The 19,649-nt window shown below is 58.2% G+C and carries 18 protein-coding genes; 11 read left to right on the plus strand and 7 right to left on the minus strand.

Going from position 1 to position 19,649, the window contains the following annotated elements; all coding sequences use genetic code 11:
- Positions 1-37 precede the first annotated feature (37 nt).
- A complete protein-coding gene (locus tag JJO78_RS12610) occupies positions 38-1,354 on the plus strand; it encodes an MFS transporter (protein WP_075197061.1) in 1,317 nt (438 codons plus the stop codon).
- On the opposite strand, the gene JJO78_RS12615 is transcribed toward JJO78_RS12610, so the two are convergent.
- From JJO78_RS12615 to JJO78_RS12640, 6 genes are all read right to left on the minus strand, one after another.
- Positions 1,348-1,719: a DUF4870 family protein gene (locus JJO78_RS12615; RefSeq protein ID WP_075197060.1), complete on the minus strand. Its 372-nt coding sequence runs from the start codon at positions 1,717-1,719 to the stop codon at positions 1,348-1,350. The genes JJO78_RS12610 and JJO78_RS12615 overlap by 7 nt on opposite strands.
- Before the next feature lie 65 nt (positions 1,720-1,784).
- Positions 1,785-3,425: a methyl-accepting chemotaxis protein gene (locus JJO78_RS12620; RefSeq protein WP_075197059.1), complete on the minus strand. Its 1,641-nt coding sequence runs from the start codon at positions 3,423-3,425 to the stop codon at positions 1,785-1,787.
- A gap of 234 nt (positions 3,426-3,659) precedes the next feature.
- Positions 3,660-5,690: a PhoX family protein gene (locus tag JJO78_RS12625; RefSeq protein WP_075197058.1), complete on the minus strand. Its 2,031-nt coding sequence runs from the start codon at positions 5,688-5,690 to the stop codon at positions 3,660-3,662.
- Between the two features lie 152 nt (positions 5,691-5,842).
- Entirely contained in the window at positions 5,843-6,145 is a 303-nt protein-coding gene (locus tag JJO78_RS12630) for a hypothetical protein (protein ID WP_007154470.1), read from the minus strand.
- A 134-nt stretch (positions 6,146-6,279) separates the two neighbouring features.
- The gene (locus tag JJO78_RS12635; RefSeq protein WP_041332374.1) at positions 6,280-6,540 is read right to left on the minus strand and encodes a hypothetical protein; all 261 of its coding nucleotides are present in this window, start codon (positions 6,538-6,540) and stop codon (positions 6,280-6,282) included.
- A 111-nt stretch (positions 6,541-6,651) separates the two neighbouring features.
- Positions 6,652-8,454 carry an acyl-CoA dehydrogenase gene (locus tag JJO78_RS12640; protein ID WP_036209548.1) on the minus strand — a complete coding sequence of 601 codons (1,803 nt, stop codon included), beginning with the start codon at positions 8,452-8,454 and terminating at the stop codon, positions 6,652-6,654.
- 270 nt (positions 8,455-8,724) lie between these two features.
- On the opposite strand from JJO78_RS12640, the gene JJO78_RS12645 reads away from it, so the two are divergent.
- Entirely contained in the window at positions 8,725-9,720 is a 996-nt protein-coding gene (locus tag JJO78_RS12645) for a GlxA family transcriptional regulator (protein WP_075197057.1), read from the plus strand.
- Between the two features lie 114 nt (positions 9,721-9,834).
- Complete coding sequence (locus JJO78_RS12650) at positions 9,835-9,999, plus strand: hypothetical protein (protein ID WP_007154474.1); 165 nt, start codon at positions 9,835-9,837, stop codon at positions 9,997-9,999.
- A gap of 89 nt (positions 10,000-10,088) precedes the next feature.
- Here the strand turns inward: JJO78_RS12650 and JJO78_RS12655 are convergent, their stop codons facing one another.
- Complete coding sequence (locus JJO78_RS12655) at positions 10,089-12,143, minus strand: NADPH-dependent 2,4-dienoyl-CoA reductase (RefSeq protein ID WP_041332370.1); 2,055 nt, start codon at positions 12,141-12,143, stop codon at positions 10,089-10,091.
- A gap of 114 nt (positions 12,144-12,257) precedes the next feature.
- Between JJO78_RS12655 and JJO78_RS12660 the strand changes: the two genes are divergently transcribed.
- The 8 genes from JJO78_RS12660 to ppnP all read left to right on the plus strand — a co-directional run bounded on the left by JJO78_RS12660 (position 12,258) and on the right by ppnP (position 19,552).
- A complete protein-coding gene (locus JJO78_RS12660) occupies positions 12,258-13,070 on the plus strand; it encodes a crotonase/enoyl-CoA hydratase family protein (protein WP_075197056.1) in 813 nt (270 codons plus the stop codon).
- Positions 13,071-13,379: 309 nt separating this feature from the next.
- The gene (locus JJO78_RS12665; protein WP_085679695.1) at positions 13,380-16,187 is read left to right on the plus strand and encodes a monovalent cation/H+ antiporter subunit A; all 2,808 of its coding nucleotides are present in this window, start codon (positions 13,380-13,382) and stop codon (positions 16,185-16,187) included.
- A complete protein-coding gene (locus JJO78_RS12670; protein WP_075197054.1) occupies positions 16,187-16,558 on the plus strand; it encodes a Na+/H+ antiporter subunit C in 372 nt (123 codons plus the stop codon). Before JJO78_RS12665 ends, JJO78_RS12670 begins: the two co-directional genes overlap by 1 nt.
- Positions 16,555-18,072 (plus strand): monovalent cation/H+ antiporter subunit D, encoded by a 1,518-nt coding sequence (locus JJO78_RS12675; protein WP_075197053.1) that lies wholly within the window; start codon positions 16,555-16,557, stop codon positions 18,070-18,072. The genes JJO78_RS12670 and JJO78_RS12675 overlap by 4 nt, the downstream gene beginning before the upstream one ends.
- Complete coding sequence (locus JJO78_RS12680; protein WP_075197052.1) at positions 18,072-18,560, plus strand: Na+/H+ antiporter subunit E; 489 nt, start codon at positions 18,072-18,074, stop codon at positions 18,558-18,560. The genes JJO78_RS12675 and JJO78_RS12680 overlap by 1 nt, the downstream gene beginning before the upstream one ends.
- Positions 18,557-18,826, plus strand: coding sequence for a K+/H+ antiporter subunit F (locus JJO78_RS12685; RefSeq protein WP_075197051.1), 270 nt, complete (start codon positions 18,557-18,559; stop codon positions 18,824-18,826). Before JJO78_RS12680 ends, JJO78_RS12685 begins: the two co-directional genes overlap by 4 nt.
- A gap of 39 nt (positions 18,827-18,865) precedes the next feature.
- Positions 18,866-19,198, plus strand: a complete 333-nt coding sequence (locus JJO78_RS12690; protein WP_085679686.1) for a Na+/H+ antiporter subunit G — start codon at positions 18,866-18,868, stop codon at positions 19,196-19,198.
- Between the two features lie 72 nt (positions 19,199-19,270).
- Positions 19,271-19,552, plus strand: a complete 282-nt coding sequence (gene ppnP / locus JJO78_RS12695; protein ID WP_007154483.1) for a pyrimidine/purine nucleoside phosphorylase — start codon at positions 19,271-19,273, stop codon at positions 19,550-19,552.
- Positions 19,553-19,649: the final 97 nt, after the last annotated feature.

Consider the following 19,649-nt stretch of genomic DNA (forward strand, 5'->3'; position numbering starts at 1 on the left):
GTATCCTTATGAGCCATTTGTTCAGGAGGACGGCAACTTGCCCGCCAGAAACAAGGACACCCTCGACCAGGTTTACAGCCTGATTGCCAACGAAGAAGACGCCCGGGTCTGCACGGACATCCCCGATGAAGCCTGCCGGGAGGTGCCACGCAACTTCTTCCTGATCCTCGGCAGCAATGTGCTGACCAAACTTGGTGACTTGCTGATCAGCCCCAAGACCGTGCTGGCCTGGCTTTTGAGCGCTATCGGAGCGCCTGCCCTGGTGGCCTGGCTGGTTCCGATCCGGGAGTCCGGCTCAATGATTCCGCAAATGGTGATCGGTGCCTGGGTCCGGCGCAAGCCTGTACGCAAATGGTTCTGGACCCTGGGAAGCTTTGGCCAGGCGGCCAGTGTTCTGGGCATGGCGGCGAGCGTCTGGTTCCTGGAGGGCTACGCCGCGGGCGCCGGCGTGGTGGGCGCATTGGTGCTGTTTTCCCTGGCCCGGGGGTTCTGCTCGGTGTCCATGAAGGACGTGCAGGGGAAATGCATCCCGAAGAAACGCCGAGGGCGGCTGTCTGGCCTGGCCTCCACCATCGGTGGGACCGCAACAGTCATCCTCACCGCCTTGCTGTTCTGGAACCGGGGTGACCCTGGCGTACTTTTCTACACCCTCCTGCTCCTGTTGGCTGCCTGCCTCTGGGTTATTGCCGGCTTTCTATTCGCCTCTGTTGATGAATACGAGGGCGAAACCGGCGGTGGCGGCAATGCGCTTGGGGACGCGTTCAAAAGCCTGTCCCTTCTCAGGGATGACGTGCCCTTCCGGCACTTCGTGATTACCCGCGCCCTGCTGTTGTGCTCAGCGCTGGCGTCGCCTTACTTTGTCGTGCTCGCCCAGAAAAACTCTGATACCGGGTGGCTTCTGGGCGTCTTTCTGCTGGCGAGCAGCCTCGCCAGTTCCATCAGCGCCAGCGTGTGGGGTTGGATGGCGGACGAGTCCAGCCGGCGGGTAATGATTCGCGGTGCCATTGTCGCCAGTGGCGCTTGCCTGACGGTGGGCCTGACCGCTTTGTTTGCCGGCGAAGCAACCTCCAGCATCTGGTTCTATCCCGCCGGGTTCTTCGTGCTGAGCATTGCGCATGCGGGGGTTCGACTGGGACGTAAAACGTATCTGGTCGATATGGCAGGCGGCAACAAACGCACCGACTATACCTCCGTGAGCAATACCGTTATTGGGGTGCTGTTACTGGCAACGGGCGGGCTGACAGCGCTGGTATCGATGATATCCGACGTGGCGGTGATACTGACGCTGGGCGCCATGGGGCTGGCCGGCGCCATCAGCGCCACCCGGTTAAGGGAAGTGACCGAGGATCAGTGAGGTTCCGGTGGCTTCCCGTCGTTCAACGCCAGGGCGCCTTTCACAATGCGGTAGATGATCCAGATGGAGATGCCCAGTAACACAAACCAGCCAATGATCAGTGGCGTCGTCACGATGCCAATCACCGTCCATAACAGCCCGATCCAGAAGGTTCGTATCTGCCAACGGAAATGAGGCTCTATCCAGGTGCTCTTTACGTCATCGAGCTTGACGTAATTGATGATCACACCCACCAGGCCGGTAATGCCACCGACAAAGAACGACAGCGCCTGCAGGATATAAACCAGCACCGCCAGGTTGCGGCCTGGCTCTTCACGTCGTGCTATGGGGTCTGCATTGGCGGGGATGTATTCGTGCTCGGACAAGTCACTCTCCTCTGGCTCCACACCCGCAGTGTATCACAGCAACAGGAGCCGGAAACCGCTGGAACTTAGCGGTTGTCCGGTTTGTAACCCAGGCGGAAGCCACCCCAGTGCTTGCCATTCACGTAGATCGGCACTGACAGGTCATGCATAACCTCGCCAGTATCCCGGCGGTAGGTCTGTAGCAGCATATTCTGGGTATGGCTGCCACACCGAGCACCGGTGCGGTCGTTAAACAGCCGTTTGCTGCGACTCTTTACCAGATCCACTTTCGGGTCGCCCGTTGGCGCATGGGCGAAATCACGGTTGTGGGTCGGCACATAGCCATCCGGCGCGGCGGCAATCGCGAAGACCATCGACGGGTGGGCCCCTTTCACCGCTTCCTGAACGGTGGGCAGTTGCTGATCGGTGAACCGATCAAAGCTGCTGGAATACTTCTGTGGATCGGTCTTGGGAATGGGGGTTCTTTGCTTATCAAACAGGGCGCTTTCTGCCAGTTGCCCATCGCGAACCGCTTTTTCAAAGAGCTTTCCAATCCGGTCCGCACCCTGCCGGGCCTGGTCGTAGAAGAAGCGGTGATAGCTTTCATCGCTGTTCAACGCAAATGCCGCGTTGGCCTCTTCCGCCAGTTCCATCAGTGTCGCTGCCTGCTGGGCAAGCGACGCAACGCTGGTATCGCTCTCGGTAATCTGATCCCGAACCGTTTCAATGGCCGACGATACCTGCTGCAGGCTCTGCTCGTTGTTCTGGTCAATCTCGGCAATGCGCGCCACCTGCTGCTGCACACGGTCAGACTGATCACGAATCTGATCAAGGCGCTCGCCAACGCTTTCAACTGACTCCAAGCCGGATTCAACGCTCTTGGCCAGGTCCTCGATCCGCGAAACAATCAGGGAGGTATCGGAACGTATTTCCTGCAGCGTTTCGGCCACCTCACCGGTTGCCTGCGCGGTTCGCCCGGCCAATTGCCTGACCTCGTCGGCAACCACCGCAAAGCCCCGCCCCTGGTCGCCGGCACGAGCGGCTTCAATTGCCGCGTTCAAGGCCAGCAGGTTGGTTTGTTCCGCGATGCCCTGAATGGTGGTGGTGACACCCTGGATCTTGTTGGATTTCTCGTTCAGTTCCTGAATTAATCTGAGGTTCTCGCTGGACTGCTCGTGCACGGCTCGCACGCTATTGATGGCAGTGGTCAGCGCATCACGGCCCTCAACGCTCACCTGACGGTTCTGCAGAGCCATGGTCGCAGCATCGGTGGCCTGCTGGGCGGATTCACGCACACTCTCGGTAATCTGACCCGCGTACTCCGCCATCTGTGCAGTTTCACTGACCTGTCGATCCAGGCGGTTTTTTAGTTGGTCGGCCGCGTGGGACACCTGGGCCGCAGAAATGGCACTTTTATCGGCACTGCCGGACAGGGTTTCCACCAGTGCCCGCCCTGCTTTGGCGTCCGCAAGGAGGCTTGCACACTGTTTGCCCAGCGGACTATCCGCTGGCAGCTTACCGGCGTTGAGCTGCTTGATGGAACGTTCAACCGGTTCCAGAACGCGTAACACCAGATACGCGGTGGCGACGACCAGGCCAATAACCACGCCCGCCACCAGCGACGCGCTATCCAACCCTATCAACGGCGCCACCAGGAAAGCCCCAAAGGCGACGACAACGGCGACTGACACCCCCACAACCAGAACAGGCCGACTGAGCAAACCCATATCCACCTCTTTATTTTCATTATTAGTGAATGCATCTTTTTTGACGATTACTCTTGAGAGTAAAGAATTGACCTTTACTTATAACTGCTACTTTAGTTGACCAATACTGGTTTTACGGCAGATCGATGAAAAACTGAAACAAAAAAGCCGTAACGCCGGAGACGTCCTGTTGGAAGAATCCGGCGTTACGGCTGGCTCTTGTCGGTGTGCGCCCGTGGCGCCTCTATCAGGCGATCAGGCGCCGATCACACCGCCATCGTCCTTGGTTACGATAACAGTGGCGTCGCGGGGACGGGACTCGGCCGCGTTCGGCCAGTTACCATCCGGGTGCTGGATGTTCACGAACATGGTCTTAACGTCCGGTGTGCTGACAACGCCAGTTACTTCACAACCTTGGGGCCCGACGAAGAAGCGCTTGATTTCGCGTGTCTCCGGATTGGCGGCCAGCATCATGTTGTTGAAGTACGGGTCAGCATCAGAACCATCGGTCTGGATCCACAGCCGGCCATTGTAGTCAAACCAGAGGCCATCCGGGCTGTTGAAAATATTATCATCGTTCAGGGAGACGACGGCCTCACCATCGACAACAGTTTCCGTACCCTGCTCGCCGGCGAAGACAAAGATGTCCCAGTCAAAGCTGGTAGCCGTGTGATCGCTACCTTCTTCAGTCCAGCGAATGATGTGGCCGGTGGCATTGGGAGAGTTCGGGTTGGCGGCGTTGACGTCGTCGAACCCTGGCTGGCCCCGGTTCGAGTTGTTTGTCAGGGTGAAATAGACCTCGCCAGAGTTGGGATCAACGGCACCCCACTCCGGGCGGTCCATCGTCGTAGCGCCGGCAATATCGGCTGCGAGGCGGGTATTCAGCAGAACATCAGCCTGGTTCTCAAAACCGTCGAACTGGATATCGCCGACCATGCCGCCTTCAGCCGCAGCAACCTTGCTGGCGAAATCCGCGTCGTCCAGATCCAGCGCCAGCCAGTCACCAGAGCCATCCTCGTTGAAGCGGGCAACGTACAGGGTACCCTCATCCAACAGGTAGCCACCGGCCGTCGCGGCGTAGTAGGGCTGAGACGACACAAACTTGTAGATGTACTCGAAACGGGAATCGTCACCGGAGTAACACACCACCGGCTCACCTTCCTTCGCCGGCGCAAAGATGACGCCCTCGTGACCAAAGCGTCCCAACGCAGTGCGTTTCTGGGGTTTGCTTTCCGGCGTAAACGGATCAATTTCAACCATGAAGCCGTAGGTGTTGGCTTCGTTGCGATAATCATCTGTAGCCGCCGCTCCGGTCGTGCTCACATTGAATCGCACATATTGGTCGGCCGCACTGTCTGCCAACTCCCAGTCGTATCGGCTGGAGCTGCCAACACCATGTCTGGTCTGCTCGCGAGGCTGGGTCGCATCGCTATTGGCAAAGTAACCGTGCCAATTCTCTTCCGCGGCCAGGTAGGTGCCCCAGGGCGTTGGGCCCATCGCACAGTTGTTCAGGGTACCGCGAGTTTCGGTCGCGTCGGGACTGTAGGTTGTGACCAGCTTGCTGTAACCACGTACCGGGCCACGAATGTCCATCTCGGTGTTGCCGGTAATGCGACGATTGAATGGGCTGCCGAAGACGACGTCCCAGGTACCGTTGGTGTCACGCTTGATGTGAACGACAGACACACCGTGAGCGGCAATTTCCTTGCGAACCTCATCGGCGGGTCGCACGCCACCGTTATCAGCAGCATTGGTCGGGCCATTGGCATGAATGAAGTCCTGCTCGATGTACTCATGGTTCATCACCAACAGGCCTTCCGTTGAGCTGTTGCCACCGGCCTTCTGGTCAATCGGGAAGAAATGGAGACCATCGTGGTGCATTCCAACCTGCTGTTCCTGATCGGCACCGGTATTGGTGCCATCGGCTTTATACTCGGGATAGGATCCGGTGATCGGGGTGCCCCAGGGAAGAAAAGCCACGGATGAGTATCCCTCGGGAACAACGACTTCATTGTCGCTGGATACGGCAACCGCCTTGAAACCAAGATCCGTATTGGCGGAACTTCCCCCTGTGGAGGAACCGTTGTCATCGTCGTCATCACTGCCACAGCCAGCCAGGCCCAACCCCATAACGCTGGCCAACGCGGCGCCAACGGAACCTTTCATAACGGTACGGCGCTGCATACGGGCCGCGAGGACCTGATGAAAGGGCGTGTTGCTTGAATGGTTGACGACGGGCTCGTAATTGGGATCCAGGTAGTTGGGATCCAGGTCATGCTTTGCCATGGTCCTGCTCTCTCTCGGGTGGGTTATTGGTTTTCGAGAGAACAGTGTCGGTGGGTTAGGTGACAGATTTCAGACAGTAAAAAGACAGTTTCTTTAACAATTTCTTACAACCAAAAAAGCCTGCCCATAAAGGGCAGGCCACAGACGCAATCTTATTGCATGGAGTCGCCGGCTTCCTCAGCGGCTTCGCCCATTTCCTCACCGGTCTCTTCCATTGCTTCGCCAGTTTCTTCGGCGGCATCTCCAGCAGCGTCCTTGGTTTCGTCCCAGGCGCTGTCATTCTGGCCGGTGGCATCTTCGTAGGTCTCTTCGACCGCATCGCCAGCGTCATCCGCCATTTCCTCAACGTTGTCGCCGGCTTCCTCGAGATCGACGCCTTCGTTGTCATCCTGGCTGCAGGCCGCAAGGCCCAGCGTCATCAGCAGTGCCAGTGCGCTCAGTGTCAGCTTGTTCATAACTGTGTCCTTTCTTTGGCGTGTGAAAACAACAGCGACAAGTCTACGGCCGTGACGGAGCGGGCACAATTACTTGGGAATTACGTTTTTGTTAGCAGCGACAATAAGTTAGCGAAAGCAATAACCTGTAGCCATTAATTGGCTCCGGCTACGACCTTACCGTCCAGTGTCAGCACGTGATCAAGGCGAACCATGTGCCCCCGCCCAAGAAAAACAAACTCCTGGCCAGCGCGACTGAAGAGATCGCGGATGACATCGTGGGTCGTACAGATCTGACCGGCATCGTCGCGATAGACAATCTCGGCCAGTTTTGAAGAGGTCAGATACTCCCGGAGCAAACTGTGAATTTCACAGCGTACCGGGCGATAGGCATTGGAGGCGTGTCCCGACGTCATGGCAGCTTCTTCCCTGTGGATGCAGCAGGATAGGAAAGCGCCCCGGTACGCTGAAACCTGCGTTCCGGGGCCAGCCTACAGTCTGGTTTAGATTGTGTCAGTCCGCCAGTTTCAGAACCACTCCGACTTCATGTTCATGCAGGTGTCGTCCTGGTTGCGGAGCAGCACCAGATCCTGTGCCACAGTGGGCAACTCCCAATGGAAGAAGTACTGGGCGGCCTGAAGCTTGCCCTGGTAGAAGTTCCTTTCTTCGTCGCTGTTGGCAGAACCGAGGGCCTTGGCGGCGGCGTTGGCCTGACGCAGCCACATCCAGGATACGATGATATGTCCGAACAGGTGCAGGTAGCAGGACGCGTTGGCCAACACCCGGTCGGGATCCTCCGACATCAGGGATTTACCCAGACTCTGGGTCACTTTCACTGCTTGCTGCAGGGTTTCACTGAGGGACAGCGCCCATTGCTGGCACCGATCGGTGGTGGCGGCTTCCAGGTCCACCTGCATTTCCTGCATCAGCAACTGCAGGCCGTGGCTCTGATCCTGCCAGATCTTGCGCCCCAGCAGGTCCAGTGCCTGGATGCCGTTGGTGCCTTCGTGAATCGGGTTCAGGCGATTATCCCGCCAGCACTGCTCCACCGGGTATTCCCGGGTGTAACCGGCACCGCCATAGACCTGGATAGCCAGGTCGTTGGCCTTCGGGCCGAACTCGGATGGCCAGGCCTTGATGACTGGCGTTAGCAGATCCAGCAACTTGCCGGCTTCCATCCGCTTCTGCTCGTCCGGATGGGTGTGCTGGTCGTCCATCAGGCGTGCGCCGTATAGGCACAGCGCCAGGCCACCTTCACTGTAGGCTTTCTGGGCCAGCAGCATGCGTCGCACATCGGCATGCTCAATGATGGGAACCTGGGGTGCCTCCGGGTTCTTTTCTGACGGCTTGCGGCCCTGCAGGCGGTCCTTGGCGTATTCCAGACTGTGCATGTAGCCACGATAACCAATCACGGCGGCGCCGAAGCCGACGCCCACACGGGCTTCGTTCATCATCTGGAACATGTACTTCAGGCCCTGGTGGGGCTCGCCCACCAGATAGCCATGGCAGGGTGCGTCGTCACCAAAACTGAGCGCCGTTGACGTGGTCCCGCGGTAGCCCAGCTTGTGAATCAGGCCGGCCAGGTTCACGCCGTTACGTTCAGTCGCGTTGCCTTCTTCATCCACGATGAATTTCGGCACGATAAACAGGGAGATGCCTTTTACGCCTGCCGGGGCGCCTTTGACCTTCGCCAGCACCATGTGAACGATGTTTTCGGTGAGGGACTGTTCGCCGCCGGAGATGTAGATCTTGGCGCCTTTGATCAGGTAATGACCGTCGTCAGTCGGCGTGGCCGAGGTGCGGATATCAGCCAGTGACGAGCCGGCGTGGGGCTCGGTCAGAGCCATTGTGCCGGTGAAGCGGCCGCTGAGCATGTGTGGCAGGAAGGTGCTTTTCTGCTGGTCGTTGCCGAACACGCGGATCAGGTTGGCGGCAGCGGTGGTGAGGAACGGGTAACCCGCAGTGCCCGGGTTAGCGGCGGTAAAGAAGCCGTTACACGCTGCCATGACGGATTCGGGGAGCTGCATGCCACCCAGTTCGTAGTCGTAGCGCCCGGCAATGAAGCCGGCATCGGCGTAGGCGTCAAAGGCTTCTTTGACCTGAGGCAGCATTTCCACCTGGCCGTCGACGAATTTTGGCTCGTCTTTGTCGGCGGCGCTGTTGTGGGTAGCGAATTTGTCACGGGCGATTTTGTCGGCGGTTTCGATGACGGCGTCGAAGGTGTCGCGGCTGTGTTCGCTAAAGCGCTCGCGTTCGCTGAGGCTTTCGGTGTCGAGTACTTCGTAGAGTTGGAACGCCAGGTCGCGGCGGTCAATCAGGGTGTCGGTCATTTCGGGTCTCCTGTTTATGGCGTATAGCCTCTCATACGGTTGTTTTTGTTGAAACCGGCGTTAATGACATAATCATGGTTAAAATTGCCATTTTTATTCTAGGTCTCCTTTTGTGAATGCGCGGCTTGTGGTGCTCGGCAGACGGGCACCAACCGGGAAGACCCTCCCGGGACACGCTGTGAATACGTCCGTGTACGCTTGACGGCAGCATCCTTGCTGCCGACAGTCCCGGGAGGGTCTTCCCGGCTGGCGCCCTGATTTGGAGGTGGCATGCGAACGGTTTCTGTTATTGGGTTTGATGGGGCGCTTGCCAGTGCGATTACGGGGGTTATCGACCTGTTTCGACTGGCGGGGGTAACCTGGGCACGCATCAACGATACGCCTCCGGAGCAGCAGTTCACCACTCAATTGCTGACCGAGGGTGGTCGGCCCTGTCGGTGTATCAATGGGATAACGTTGATGGCCGATGGGGACTGGCGGGACATTCCCACCGGTAATTCGCAGGCAGACCTGGTCATTGTTCCCACGATTGGCGCGCCGATTGCGCAGGTTCTGAAGGCCAATCCCGGGTTGGTTGACTGGCTCGGCGGCTTTCGGGAGGCGCCAACCGGACAGGTCCGCTTGGCCAGTAACTGCACGGGGGCGTTTCTGCTGGCGGAGGCCGGGTTGCTGGACGGGCGGCAGGCAACGACGCACTGGGGGTTCAGCAACCAGTTCAGAAAACGCTTTCCCGGGGTAGACCTAAAGCCGGAAAAGCTGATTACAGTGGATGGGCACATTGCCTGTGCCGGCGGTGGTATGGCGTGGTGGGATCTGGGGGTGTATCTGGTGGAACGCTACGCCGGGGCGAAGGTGGCGCGTGAACTGGCGAAGGCGTTTGTTATTGATGCGGGGCGGACCAGCCAGGCGCCTTATGGAGCGCTACAGGCCCGGCGCTATCATTCCGATGCCGCGATTCTGAAACTGCAGGACTGGCTGGATGTGAACTACACCCGGCCGGTGACGCTGCAAGCCCTTGCCGCATTCGCCGATCTAACGGAGCGTTCGCTGATTCGTCGGTTCAAAGCGGCAACCGGGGACACCCCCACCAGTTACCTGCAGATTCTGAGAATAGAGGCGGCCCGGCAGCATCTGGAGAATTCGCGGGTGGCGGTTGAAGAAGTCACGCGGCTGGTCGGTTATGAAGATGTCAGTTCGTTCAGCCGTCTGTTCAGGAAGCATACCGGCCTGGCGCCCGGCATTTATCGGGCGAGATTCGGAAGGTAACCCGAGCCTGAGCGCTTTTGGCCCGGGTTATGCTTAGTTTTCAATACAAGGCCAAAAGCCGAGGCAAAACGTAAAAATAACTGACACAGGCTACTCCCTGTGGAGGGTAATACCATGAACGCACCGCAAAAAAACCAGCAATGCGCACTGCTCAGTCGCCTTTACGACATGAAGCAGAAACAGCTACTTCAGGCCAGCCAGCAGGCCGATAGCCTTCGCTATCGGGTTTTGTCCGCCGAGGCAGACGCCATCAGCGAGGCTCTGAAAGCCATTCGGTAACCCGGGTCAGTCACCGTAACGATGACTGACGCCCAAACGGGTCACAAATGATCAAGATGATCACTTTATGACCAAAATTGTCCACCCGGTCAGATCCGGGCAGCCACTTCCGTCCCCTGCCGAATAGCACGCTTGGCGTCCAGCTCTTCGGCCACGTCCGCACCACCTATCAGGTGGGTCTGAATACCCCGATTGACCAAATCATCAAACAACGCCCGGAAAGGCTCCTGACCTGCGCATATGATGACGTTGTCTACCGCCAGAACCTTGCTCTCGGTGACCTTACCGTCCTTGTCGGACAGCGTGATATGCAGACCGTCATCATCAATTTTCTCGTAACTACACCCTCTCAGCATCTCAACGTCACGGTGCTTGAGGCTGTTGCGATGTACCCAGCCAGAGGTCTTGCCCAGACCACCGCCGACTTTGCTGGTTTTCCGCTGCATCAGGTAGATCTTGCGGGGTGACGATGTCGGCTTGCGCTCAGCCAGGCCGCCCGGCCCGTCGAATTGCGGATCAACGCCCCACTCAGCCTGCCAGTCTGCCATGCTGACCTGCTCTCCCTCGGGGTGATGACCGAATTCGTGAGTGAGGAACTCGCTGACATCGAAGCCGATACCACCGGCACCTATCACCGCTACTGACTGGCCTACGGGCTTGTTGTGGCGCAGAACATCGAGGTAACCGAGCACCTTCGGGTGGTCGATGCCATCAATTCTTGGCGTACGCGGTTTCACACCCGTGGCGATGATCACGTCGTCAAAGCCCTGCTCTCCCAATACATCGGCATCCACGCGGGTATTGAGCTTCAGTTCAATACCCAGGATTTCGATCTGGCGCTGGTAGTAACGCAGCGTTTCATAGAACTCTTCCTTCCCGGGGATGCGCTTGGCGTAGTTGAACTGGCCTCCAACTTTGTCATCCGCTTCAAACAGCGTCACTTTGTGACCCCGCTTGGCGGCAGTGGTCGCGGCGGCCAAACCGGCAGGACCGGCTCCGACCACCGCCACGCGGCGGCTGACCGGAGCCACCGTCAGGACCAGTTCGGTTTCGTGACAGGCGCGCGGGTTCACCAGGCAGGACGCCCGTTTGAGCTGGAACACGTGATCCAGACAGGCCTGGTTGCAGGCAATACAGGTGTTAATTTCGTCGCTACGGTTCTGCTCGGCCTTGCGCACAAATTCCGAATCCGCCAGCAACGGTCGCGCCATGGACACCATATCGGCCTTGCCCGCCGCGAGGATTTCCTCGCCTTTCTCCGGGGTGTTGATGCGGTTGGTGGTGCACACGGGAATGTCCACTTCGCCGTAAAACTTGGCGGTCACATCCGCAAAACCGCCCCGTGGCACCGACGTCACGATCGTTGGCACTCGGGCTTCGTGCCAGCCGATACCGGTATTGATAATGGTGGCACCGGCTTTTTCGATGGCCTTGCCCAATTGCACCACCTGGTCCCAGGTCTGCCCGCCTTCTACAAGGTCCAGCATCGACAGGCGGTAAATGATAATGAACTCGGGGCCGACCGCTTCCCGCATGCGGCGAACGATCTCCACCGGCAACTGCATGCGGTTCTCGAACGGTCCGCCCCATTTGTCAGTACGCTTATTGGTTCTCTCACACAGGAACTGGTTAATGAAATACCCTTCCGACCCCATAACCTCAACGCCGTCATAACGGGCCAGTTTCGCCAGTTTCGCGGCGCTGACGAAGTCATCAATCTGCTTATCGACCCCCTTGGTGGAGAGCGCGCGAGCTTTGAACGGCGTAATCGGCGCCTTGGTGGCCGAGGCGGATACGCTGAACGGCTGGTAGCCATAGCGACCGGCATGAAGCAGTTGCAGGCAGATCTTGCCGCCAGCGTCATGAACTTCACTGGTGACATGACGGTGAAGCATGGCGGTGCCACGATGGTTCATGGTGGACGCCAGGGGCGAAAGCTGGCCGACAAAGTTGGGTGAAAAGCCCCCGGTAACCATCAACCCCACTCCGCCTTCCGCACGCTCGGCAAAATAACGGGCAAGCTTGTGGATGTTCCAGAACCGGTCTTCCAGGCCAGTATGCATGGAGCCCATAAGCACGCGGTTTTTCAACTCGGTGAAACCCAGGTCGAGGGGTTTCAGCAGGTTCGGGTAGGCTGCGGTCATGTTGTTTCTCTTTGATTGGTCGTCTGGTCGTCTCGTCTCATGCGGACGTTTTCATCAGGAGGCAACATGGTAGCATAGCGGCCTACGACTAACGTATGACATGGAACCCACACTATGAGCACACGCGATTCTGAACGGGTACTGATCACGATTGAGGACGGTATCGCCATCGTGACCCTGAACCGGCCGGATAAATACAACGGTCTGGACATGCCCATGTTCGAGGCGATCACCAGGGCGGCCAAAACCCTGAAGAAAGACCGCAGTGTGCGCGCCATCATACTGAACGGTGCCGGAGACGCTTTCTGCTCCGGGCTGGATGTGAAGACCGTGTCGAAGAATCCGGTGAATTTCCTCAAGCTGCTGGTCAAACCTGGCCGCAGGATCAGCAACCTTGCCCAGAATGTCGGTTATTTATGGCGGGATGTGCCGGCACCGGTAATTGCGGTTACCCATGGCTACTGTTTCGGTGGTGGTTTCCAGATTGCGCTGGGTGCCGACTTTCGGTTTTCCACCAGCGACTGCGAATTCTCCATCATGGAGAGCAAGTGGGGGCTGATCCCAGACATGAGCCTGACGGTGACCCTGCGGGAACTGGTGCCCATTGATCTGGCCAAGGAACTGACCATGACCGCGCGACGATTCGACGGCACGGAAGCAAAAGCCATGGGCCTGGTCAGCCGCGTTAGCGACGATCCCATGGCAGAAGCAATGAACTTCGCCCGCGAGCTGGCCGAGCGCTCGCCAGACGCCGTCGCCGCCAGCAAGCTGTTGTTCAACCGCAGCTGGAACGCCACCGACAGAACCGCACTGGACTGGGAAACAAAGCTGCAGAAGAAGGTACTCGGGCGGGCTAACCAGCGCATTGCCGTTGCCCGGAATTCCGGCTCTCCCGACAAACCCTACCAGGACCGCCGTGATTTCTGAACGCGGATAAATGGTCAGCGTACTTGACCTGCGTAGACGGCCACGTATCATCAGCCAGGGTAACTGATTATCGGAGCAACCATGACGACCGCAAGGTCCCTGGCTAATACACATCCCGGCTTTTCACCGGTCGCTGCTGATGCAAAGAAGCATCGCGGCAGCTTGCCCTACTTCCCGGATCCACCCCATCACTGCTGATATCCTGGCCACCATTCATATGGTTGCCCGTGCAAGCACGGACACCGGGGGCTAAACTCAGGCAACATTTGCTTCTCCATCCATAAAGAAGAAAGCCAACAAGAGGTTGCGATGTCGCTACCGCTGGTCGTTTTACTGCCGTTTCTGGGAGCCCTGGCGGCTCCGCTGTTCGCCCAGGGCGGACGCACGGCAATTGCTGTCATTTCCTGTGTCCCTGCCATCATTGGATTGGCGGCACTATACCCCCATTGGGCAATCCTGGCCGACGGCGGCATCGTGCAGCACACCACCGAGTGGCTGCCAGCCATCGGGCTGTCTTTCAGCTTTCGCCTGGACGGCCTATCGCTGCTTTTTACCCTGCTGATCCTGATTATCGGGCTATTGATCATCCTGTACGCCCGCTACTACCTGAAGCCCCACGAGAACGTCGGTAAGTTCTACGCGCTTCTGCTGTGCTTCAAAGGCTCCATGCTTGGCATCGTGTTGTCGAGCAACCTGTTGCTGATGATGGTTTTCTGGGAGTTGACCAGCCTGACATCGTTCCTGTTGATCAGCTTCTGGACTCACAAGAAGGACGCCCGCCGCGGGGCAAGGATGGCGCTGGCCGTCACTGGCGGTGGCGGCCTGGCACTGCTGGCAGGCATTCTGCTGATTGGCAACATCGTGGGCAGCTATGAGCTGGAGGACGTTCTCGCCGCCGGGGATCTGATCAAGAACCACAGCATGTACCCGGTGGCACTGACGCTGGTACTGCTGGGCGCGTTCACCAAGTCCGCACAGTTCCCGTTCCACTTCTGGCTACCCCACGCCATGCAGGCGCCGACACCTGTTTCGGCCTATCTGCATTCAGCCACCATGGTGAAAGCCGGCATTTTCCTGATGGCCCGGCTTTACCCGGCCCTCGCCGGCACCGAACAGTGGTTCTACATGGTGAGCTTTACCGGCATGGCCACGCTGCTGATTGGCGCCTATGTCGCCATGTTCAAGCATGATCTGAAAGGCCTCCTGGCTCATTCAACGGTCAGTCATCTTGGCCTGATCACCCTGCTGTTCGGTATGGGGACCCAGCTGGCTGCCGTCGCCGCGGTCTTTCACGTGATCAACCACGCAATATTCAAGGCGTCCCTGTTTATGGCCGCCGGCATTATTGACCATGAGACCGGCACCCGGGACATGCGCAGGATCAATGGCCTCTGGCGCTACATGCCTCATACCGCCACGCTGGCCATGGTGGCAGCAGCGTCGATGGCGGGTGTGCCGCTGCTCAATGGTTTCCTGAGCAAGGAGATGTTCTTCGCCGAAGCCCTGGAACTGAATCTTCCCGGCCTGTGGGCCTATCTGCCTCCGCTTATTGCAACGCTGGCCGGCATATTTGCCGTTGCCTACTCGGCGCGGTTCATCCACGACGTGTTTTTCAACGGTCGGCCCGTCAACCTGCCTATCTTTCCGCCCCATGAGCCGCCAAGGTACATGAAGATACCGGTCGAGATCCTGGTCTTCGCCTGCCTGATGGTTGGCATGTTCCCGGCGTTCTCCGTCGGCCCACTGCTCTATGCTGCAGCGTCTGCCACTCTGGGTGGCGACGTTCCCGAGTATCACCTGACGGTTGTTCACGGCTTTAACCTGCCGTTGCTGATGAGTTTTGTGGCCTTCTTCGGGGGCCTGTTGATGTATACCCAGCGCCAGCGGTTTTTCGATTTCCACGCCCGTTTCAAGGAAATTGATGAAAAAGCGGTCTTCGAGGCCATCGTTAGCCGAATTTCGGACACTGCCCATACCGTTACCGCCTACATCGAGAACGGCTCACTGCAGCGCTACGCCATGTTGCTGATCGTCAGTGTGATTGCTGTTGCCGTGCTCCCGCTCTGGGACCTGGGGATTGCCATTGGCAGCAATGGGCTCAGCCCGGTGGACTGGCCCACGCTTATCGGTGTTGCCATCCTGGTGGTTGCGGCCCTGGGTACGGCGGCAGTGCATCGTGACCGGTTCTTTGCGCTGGTTTTGCTCAGCGTCGTCGGGCTTCTTGTTGCCCTCGGCTTTGCCCGCTTCTCAGCTCCGGATCTGGCGATGACGCAGTTGTCGGTTGAAGTGGTAACGATTGTCCTGCTGATGCTGGCGCTGTACTACATGCCGTCCTGGACGCCAATCGAGACGCCGAAAGGCCGCCGCATCAGGGATATTCTGATCGCTGGCGCGGCTGGTATCGGTATGACACTTATTACTCTGGCCATGCTGACACAGCCGTTTACGTCCATTTCGGAGTTTTTCCTCGAGAACAGCAAACCCGGCGGCGGTGGCACCAACGTGGTCAACGTCATTCTTGTGGACTTCCGTGGCTTCGATACGCTCGGTGAGATCACGGTTCTGGGCATTGCGGCACTGGGCATTTACGCGATGCTGCGCAATGTCGACCTGACCCCGCCTCCGGGTGACGGCCAGGGCCATCCCTGGACGCGGGATGCGTACCCGATGATGCTGCAGCAGATTGCCAGGCCGATGCTGCCATTGGCCCTGATGATCTCCGCCTATATATTCCTGCGCGGCCACAACATGCCGGGTGGCGGCTTCATCGCCGGATTGATCACTGCGGTGGCGTTGATCCTGCAATACATTGCCAGCGGGATGTCCTGGACCCAGGGCCGTATTTCAATCCGCTACCACAACGTCATCGGCCTGGGGCTGCTGTTTGCACTGATCGCCGGGGCTGGCAGTTTCGCATTCGGCTATCCGTTCCTCACATCCACGTTCGACTACGTTTACTGGCCTGTGGTTGGAAAGTTCGAGGTCGCCTCGGCGCTAATCTTCGATCTCGGCGTCTATCTGACCGTCATCGGCGCTACACTGCTGGCACTGACCAGCGTTGGTCGCCTGTCGCCCCATTCGGCCATCAAGAGTACCAACTATAAGGAGGGCTCATAATGGAGCTTGCATTCGCGGTGGTCATCGGGGCTTTGACTGCCTCCGGGGTTTACCTGATGCTCAGAGCCCGCACCTTTCCCGTTGTGGTGGGCCTGACCATGTTGTCTTATGGCGTTAACCTGTTCCTGTTCTCGTCAGGACGGCTGGCGACCGGTGGCCAGCCCATCATCGGCAGCGCGGAAACCTATTCCGACCCCCTGCCCCAGGCACTGGTGCTGACCGCCATTGTGATCGGTTTCGCCATGACCGCCTTCGTCGTTGTGCTGTCGTTGCGCAGTCTTGCCGACAACAACGACGACCATGTCAACGGCCGCGTTCCAGAACAGGACAGCACTGTGCAAAAGCAGGAGCAGGAGGGCGCCAACACATGAACCACTGGCTGACTGCTCCCATACTGATTCCGCTGATCGGCGGCATATTGCAGGCTTTTATGGGATACGCGCCCATCGCCTTGAGGCGGACGCTCGCCATTGCCACCACAGTGCTGATGCTCGTTGCTGCGATCGTCCTTCTTGTTCTCGCCGACGACGGTAGTTATCGCCTCTATGCCTTTGGTAACTGGCAACCACCATTCGGTATCGTTTTGGTGCTGGACCGGCTCGCGGCTCTGATGCTCGTCATGACCGCGGTGCTGGCGCTGTTTTGTCACATTTATGCCATCGGTGGTACCGACGAGAGCAGCCGTCAGTTCCACGGGCTGTTCCTTTTTCAGCTACTTGGCCTGAACATCGCCTTCCTCACGGGTGATCTGTTCAATCTCTTCGTTGCGTTCGAGGTTCTGCTGATTGCCTCCTATGGCTTACTGATGCATGGCGAAGGCACCAGCCGAACCGTTCCTGGCCTGCATTACGTGGTTCTGAATCTCGCGGGCTCTGCCGTCTTCCTGATCGCCGTCGGCATGATTTACAGCGTAACGGGAACGCTCAACATGGCAGACCTGGCGGTCAAGATTCCGCAGGTGGCCGAAGAGAACCTTCCCCTGGTGAAAGCCGGCGGCATGATGTTGCTGGTGGTTTTTGGCCTGAAAGCCGCCATCCTGCCGCTCTGCTTCTGGTTACCCGGCGCCTATTCCAACGCCACAGCGCCAGTCGCAGCCTTGTTTGCGGTCATGACCAAGGTGGGTATCTACGCCATTATCCGCGTCTTCACCCTGATCTTTGGCAACCAGGCAGGTGAGCTGTCGGGCCTGGGTATGGACTGGCTCTTCCCATTGGCGCTGATCACTCTGACCATGGGCGTCATCGGGGCCCTGGGTGCCGCGAGCCTGAGGAAACTGATTGCCTGGCAGGTGATTATCTCTGTCGGGACGCTGCTTGCCGCCATTTCGTTTGGCACGGTGGCCGGCACATCCGCTGCATTGTTCTACCTCCTCAACACCACCTGGGTGGCCGGTGGCCTGTTCCTGGTGGCCGATCTCGTTGATGGCCAACGTGGCAGCGCCCAGGACAAAATTGTCACTGCGCCACGGATCGCCAACCGCACCTTCCTGAGTGTGCTATTCCTGATGGGGGCGGTGGCTGCCGTGGGCCTGCCGCCCCTCAGTGGATTTTTTGCCAAGTTGCTGATTCTCAAGTCGGCAGTGACCGAGTCGGATGTTGCCTGGCTTTGGAGCGTGTTGCTGATTGGCAGCTTTTTCACGCTGATCGCCTACAGCCGCGCAGGCAGTATCGTGTTCTGGCGCAACGTGGAAGGTCATATTGAAGAACCTCAAAAGCTGACACCATCCCTGTCTGTATCGGCCAGCGCGTTGATTTCTCTGAGTATCGTGATGGTCATCCTGGCAGGGCCAATCAGCCGCTACGCCGAAGATACGGCGGCACAGCTCCATGACACCAGTGCCTACACAGAAATCCTGAGCAAACCCATGGTTGGGGAGGAAAAGTAATGCTTGACCGCCTGAGCTTTCCACAGCCATACCTCAGCCTCATCCTGTTTACCGTCTGGCAGTTCCTGAGTGACGGCGTTTCTGGCGCCAGTGTTGTCATGGGGCTGGTCCTGGCCTGGATGATTCCACAATTGACCCGCGGCTTCTGGCCGGACCCTCCCTTCTTCGCGCGTCCCTGGAAGCTGCCGCCGTATCTGGTCCTTGTCCTCTACGATATCCTGGTGTCCAGCGTTTCCGTCGCCCGCCTGATACTCAGCGGCCGCGAACCCAAACCGATACTGGTCTCCTATCCCCTGGAGTTGACGCACCCCCTGGCCATTTCCATGCTGGCCAGCACCATTTCCCTGACACCGGGAACCGTCAGCGCCGATGTCAGTGACGACAGAACGTTGCTGCTAATCCATGCTCTTGACGCCGAGAGCGACGACGAGGTGATCAACGCGATCCGCACCCGCTACGAGGCACGCCTGAAGGAGATGTTTCAATGATTACCATCGCGCTGTACGTCACCATTGCCATGGTTGTCCTGGCGGCGGTACTGAATGTCTATCGACTGATCAAAGGGCCAGATGCACCGGATCGGGTACTGGCGCTGGACACCCTGTACATCAATGCTATCGCGCTGATTGTCCTGCTCGGAATAACGCTGGGTACACGCCTGTATCTTGAAGCCGCATTGCTGATCGCCGTGATGGGCTTCGTCGGTACCGTGGCGATGGCCAAATACCTGAAGCGCGGCAGCGTGATTGAATAACCTACAAGGCAAGCATCCTGTGACCAGAGGTTCCCCGTTATGAGTCCCATTGCCGAATACGCCATTGCACTGTTACTGCTCGTCGGTGGTTTTTTCACCCTGGTCGGCGCCATTGGCCTGGCTCGACTACCTGACTTCTACACACGCCTGCATGGCCCAACGAAGGCCACCACCGTGGGCGTAGGCGCCATTGTGTTGGGCTCAGTCATCTACTTCAGCAGCAAAGGAGAAGGTATAGGCATTGCCGAAGTGCTCATCACCGTGTTTCTTTTCCTGACCGCTCCAGTGAGCGCCAACATACTGGCAAAGGCGGCGATGCATATCGGCGTATCCACAACCGACAACACGCGTGGAAATACCTGGGACCAGTAACGGCAAATTTGTCATTGGAGTTGCACAAAATTCCCGTATAGTAGGCTCCCACAATTTTGAGGAGCGTATCCCATGCTGAAAGTTAACGAGTATTTCGACGGCAAGGCCAAATCCATCGCCTTCCAGACCTCCAGTCTTCCAGCTACCGTGGGGGTGATCAGCCCGGGCGAGTATGAGTTTGGTACCAGCAAGAAAGAAACCATGACGGTGATCAGTGGCGTATTGACCGTTCTCCTGCCTGGCATGGAAGAATGGATGACCTACGGTTCCGGCGAGTTTTTTGAAGTGGCGGGACAGGCCAGCTTCAAGGCCCGGACTGACATCGACACGGCCTACCTCTGCACTTACGAATAGTTTCTCGCGAATAACCTCTCGCGAACACCCCATCGAGAGCGCAGACCGGGACCAGCGGGCCATTTAAATCCCGCTGCACCGGATCTGCGCTTTTTTA

The organism is Marinobacter sp. DS40M6 (genome assembly GCF_028581595.1).
Lineage (GTDB): Bacteria > Pseudomonadota > Gammaproteobacteria > Pseudomonadales > Oleiphilaceae > Marinobacter > Marinobacter salarius.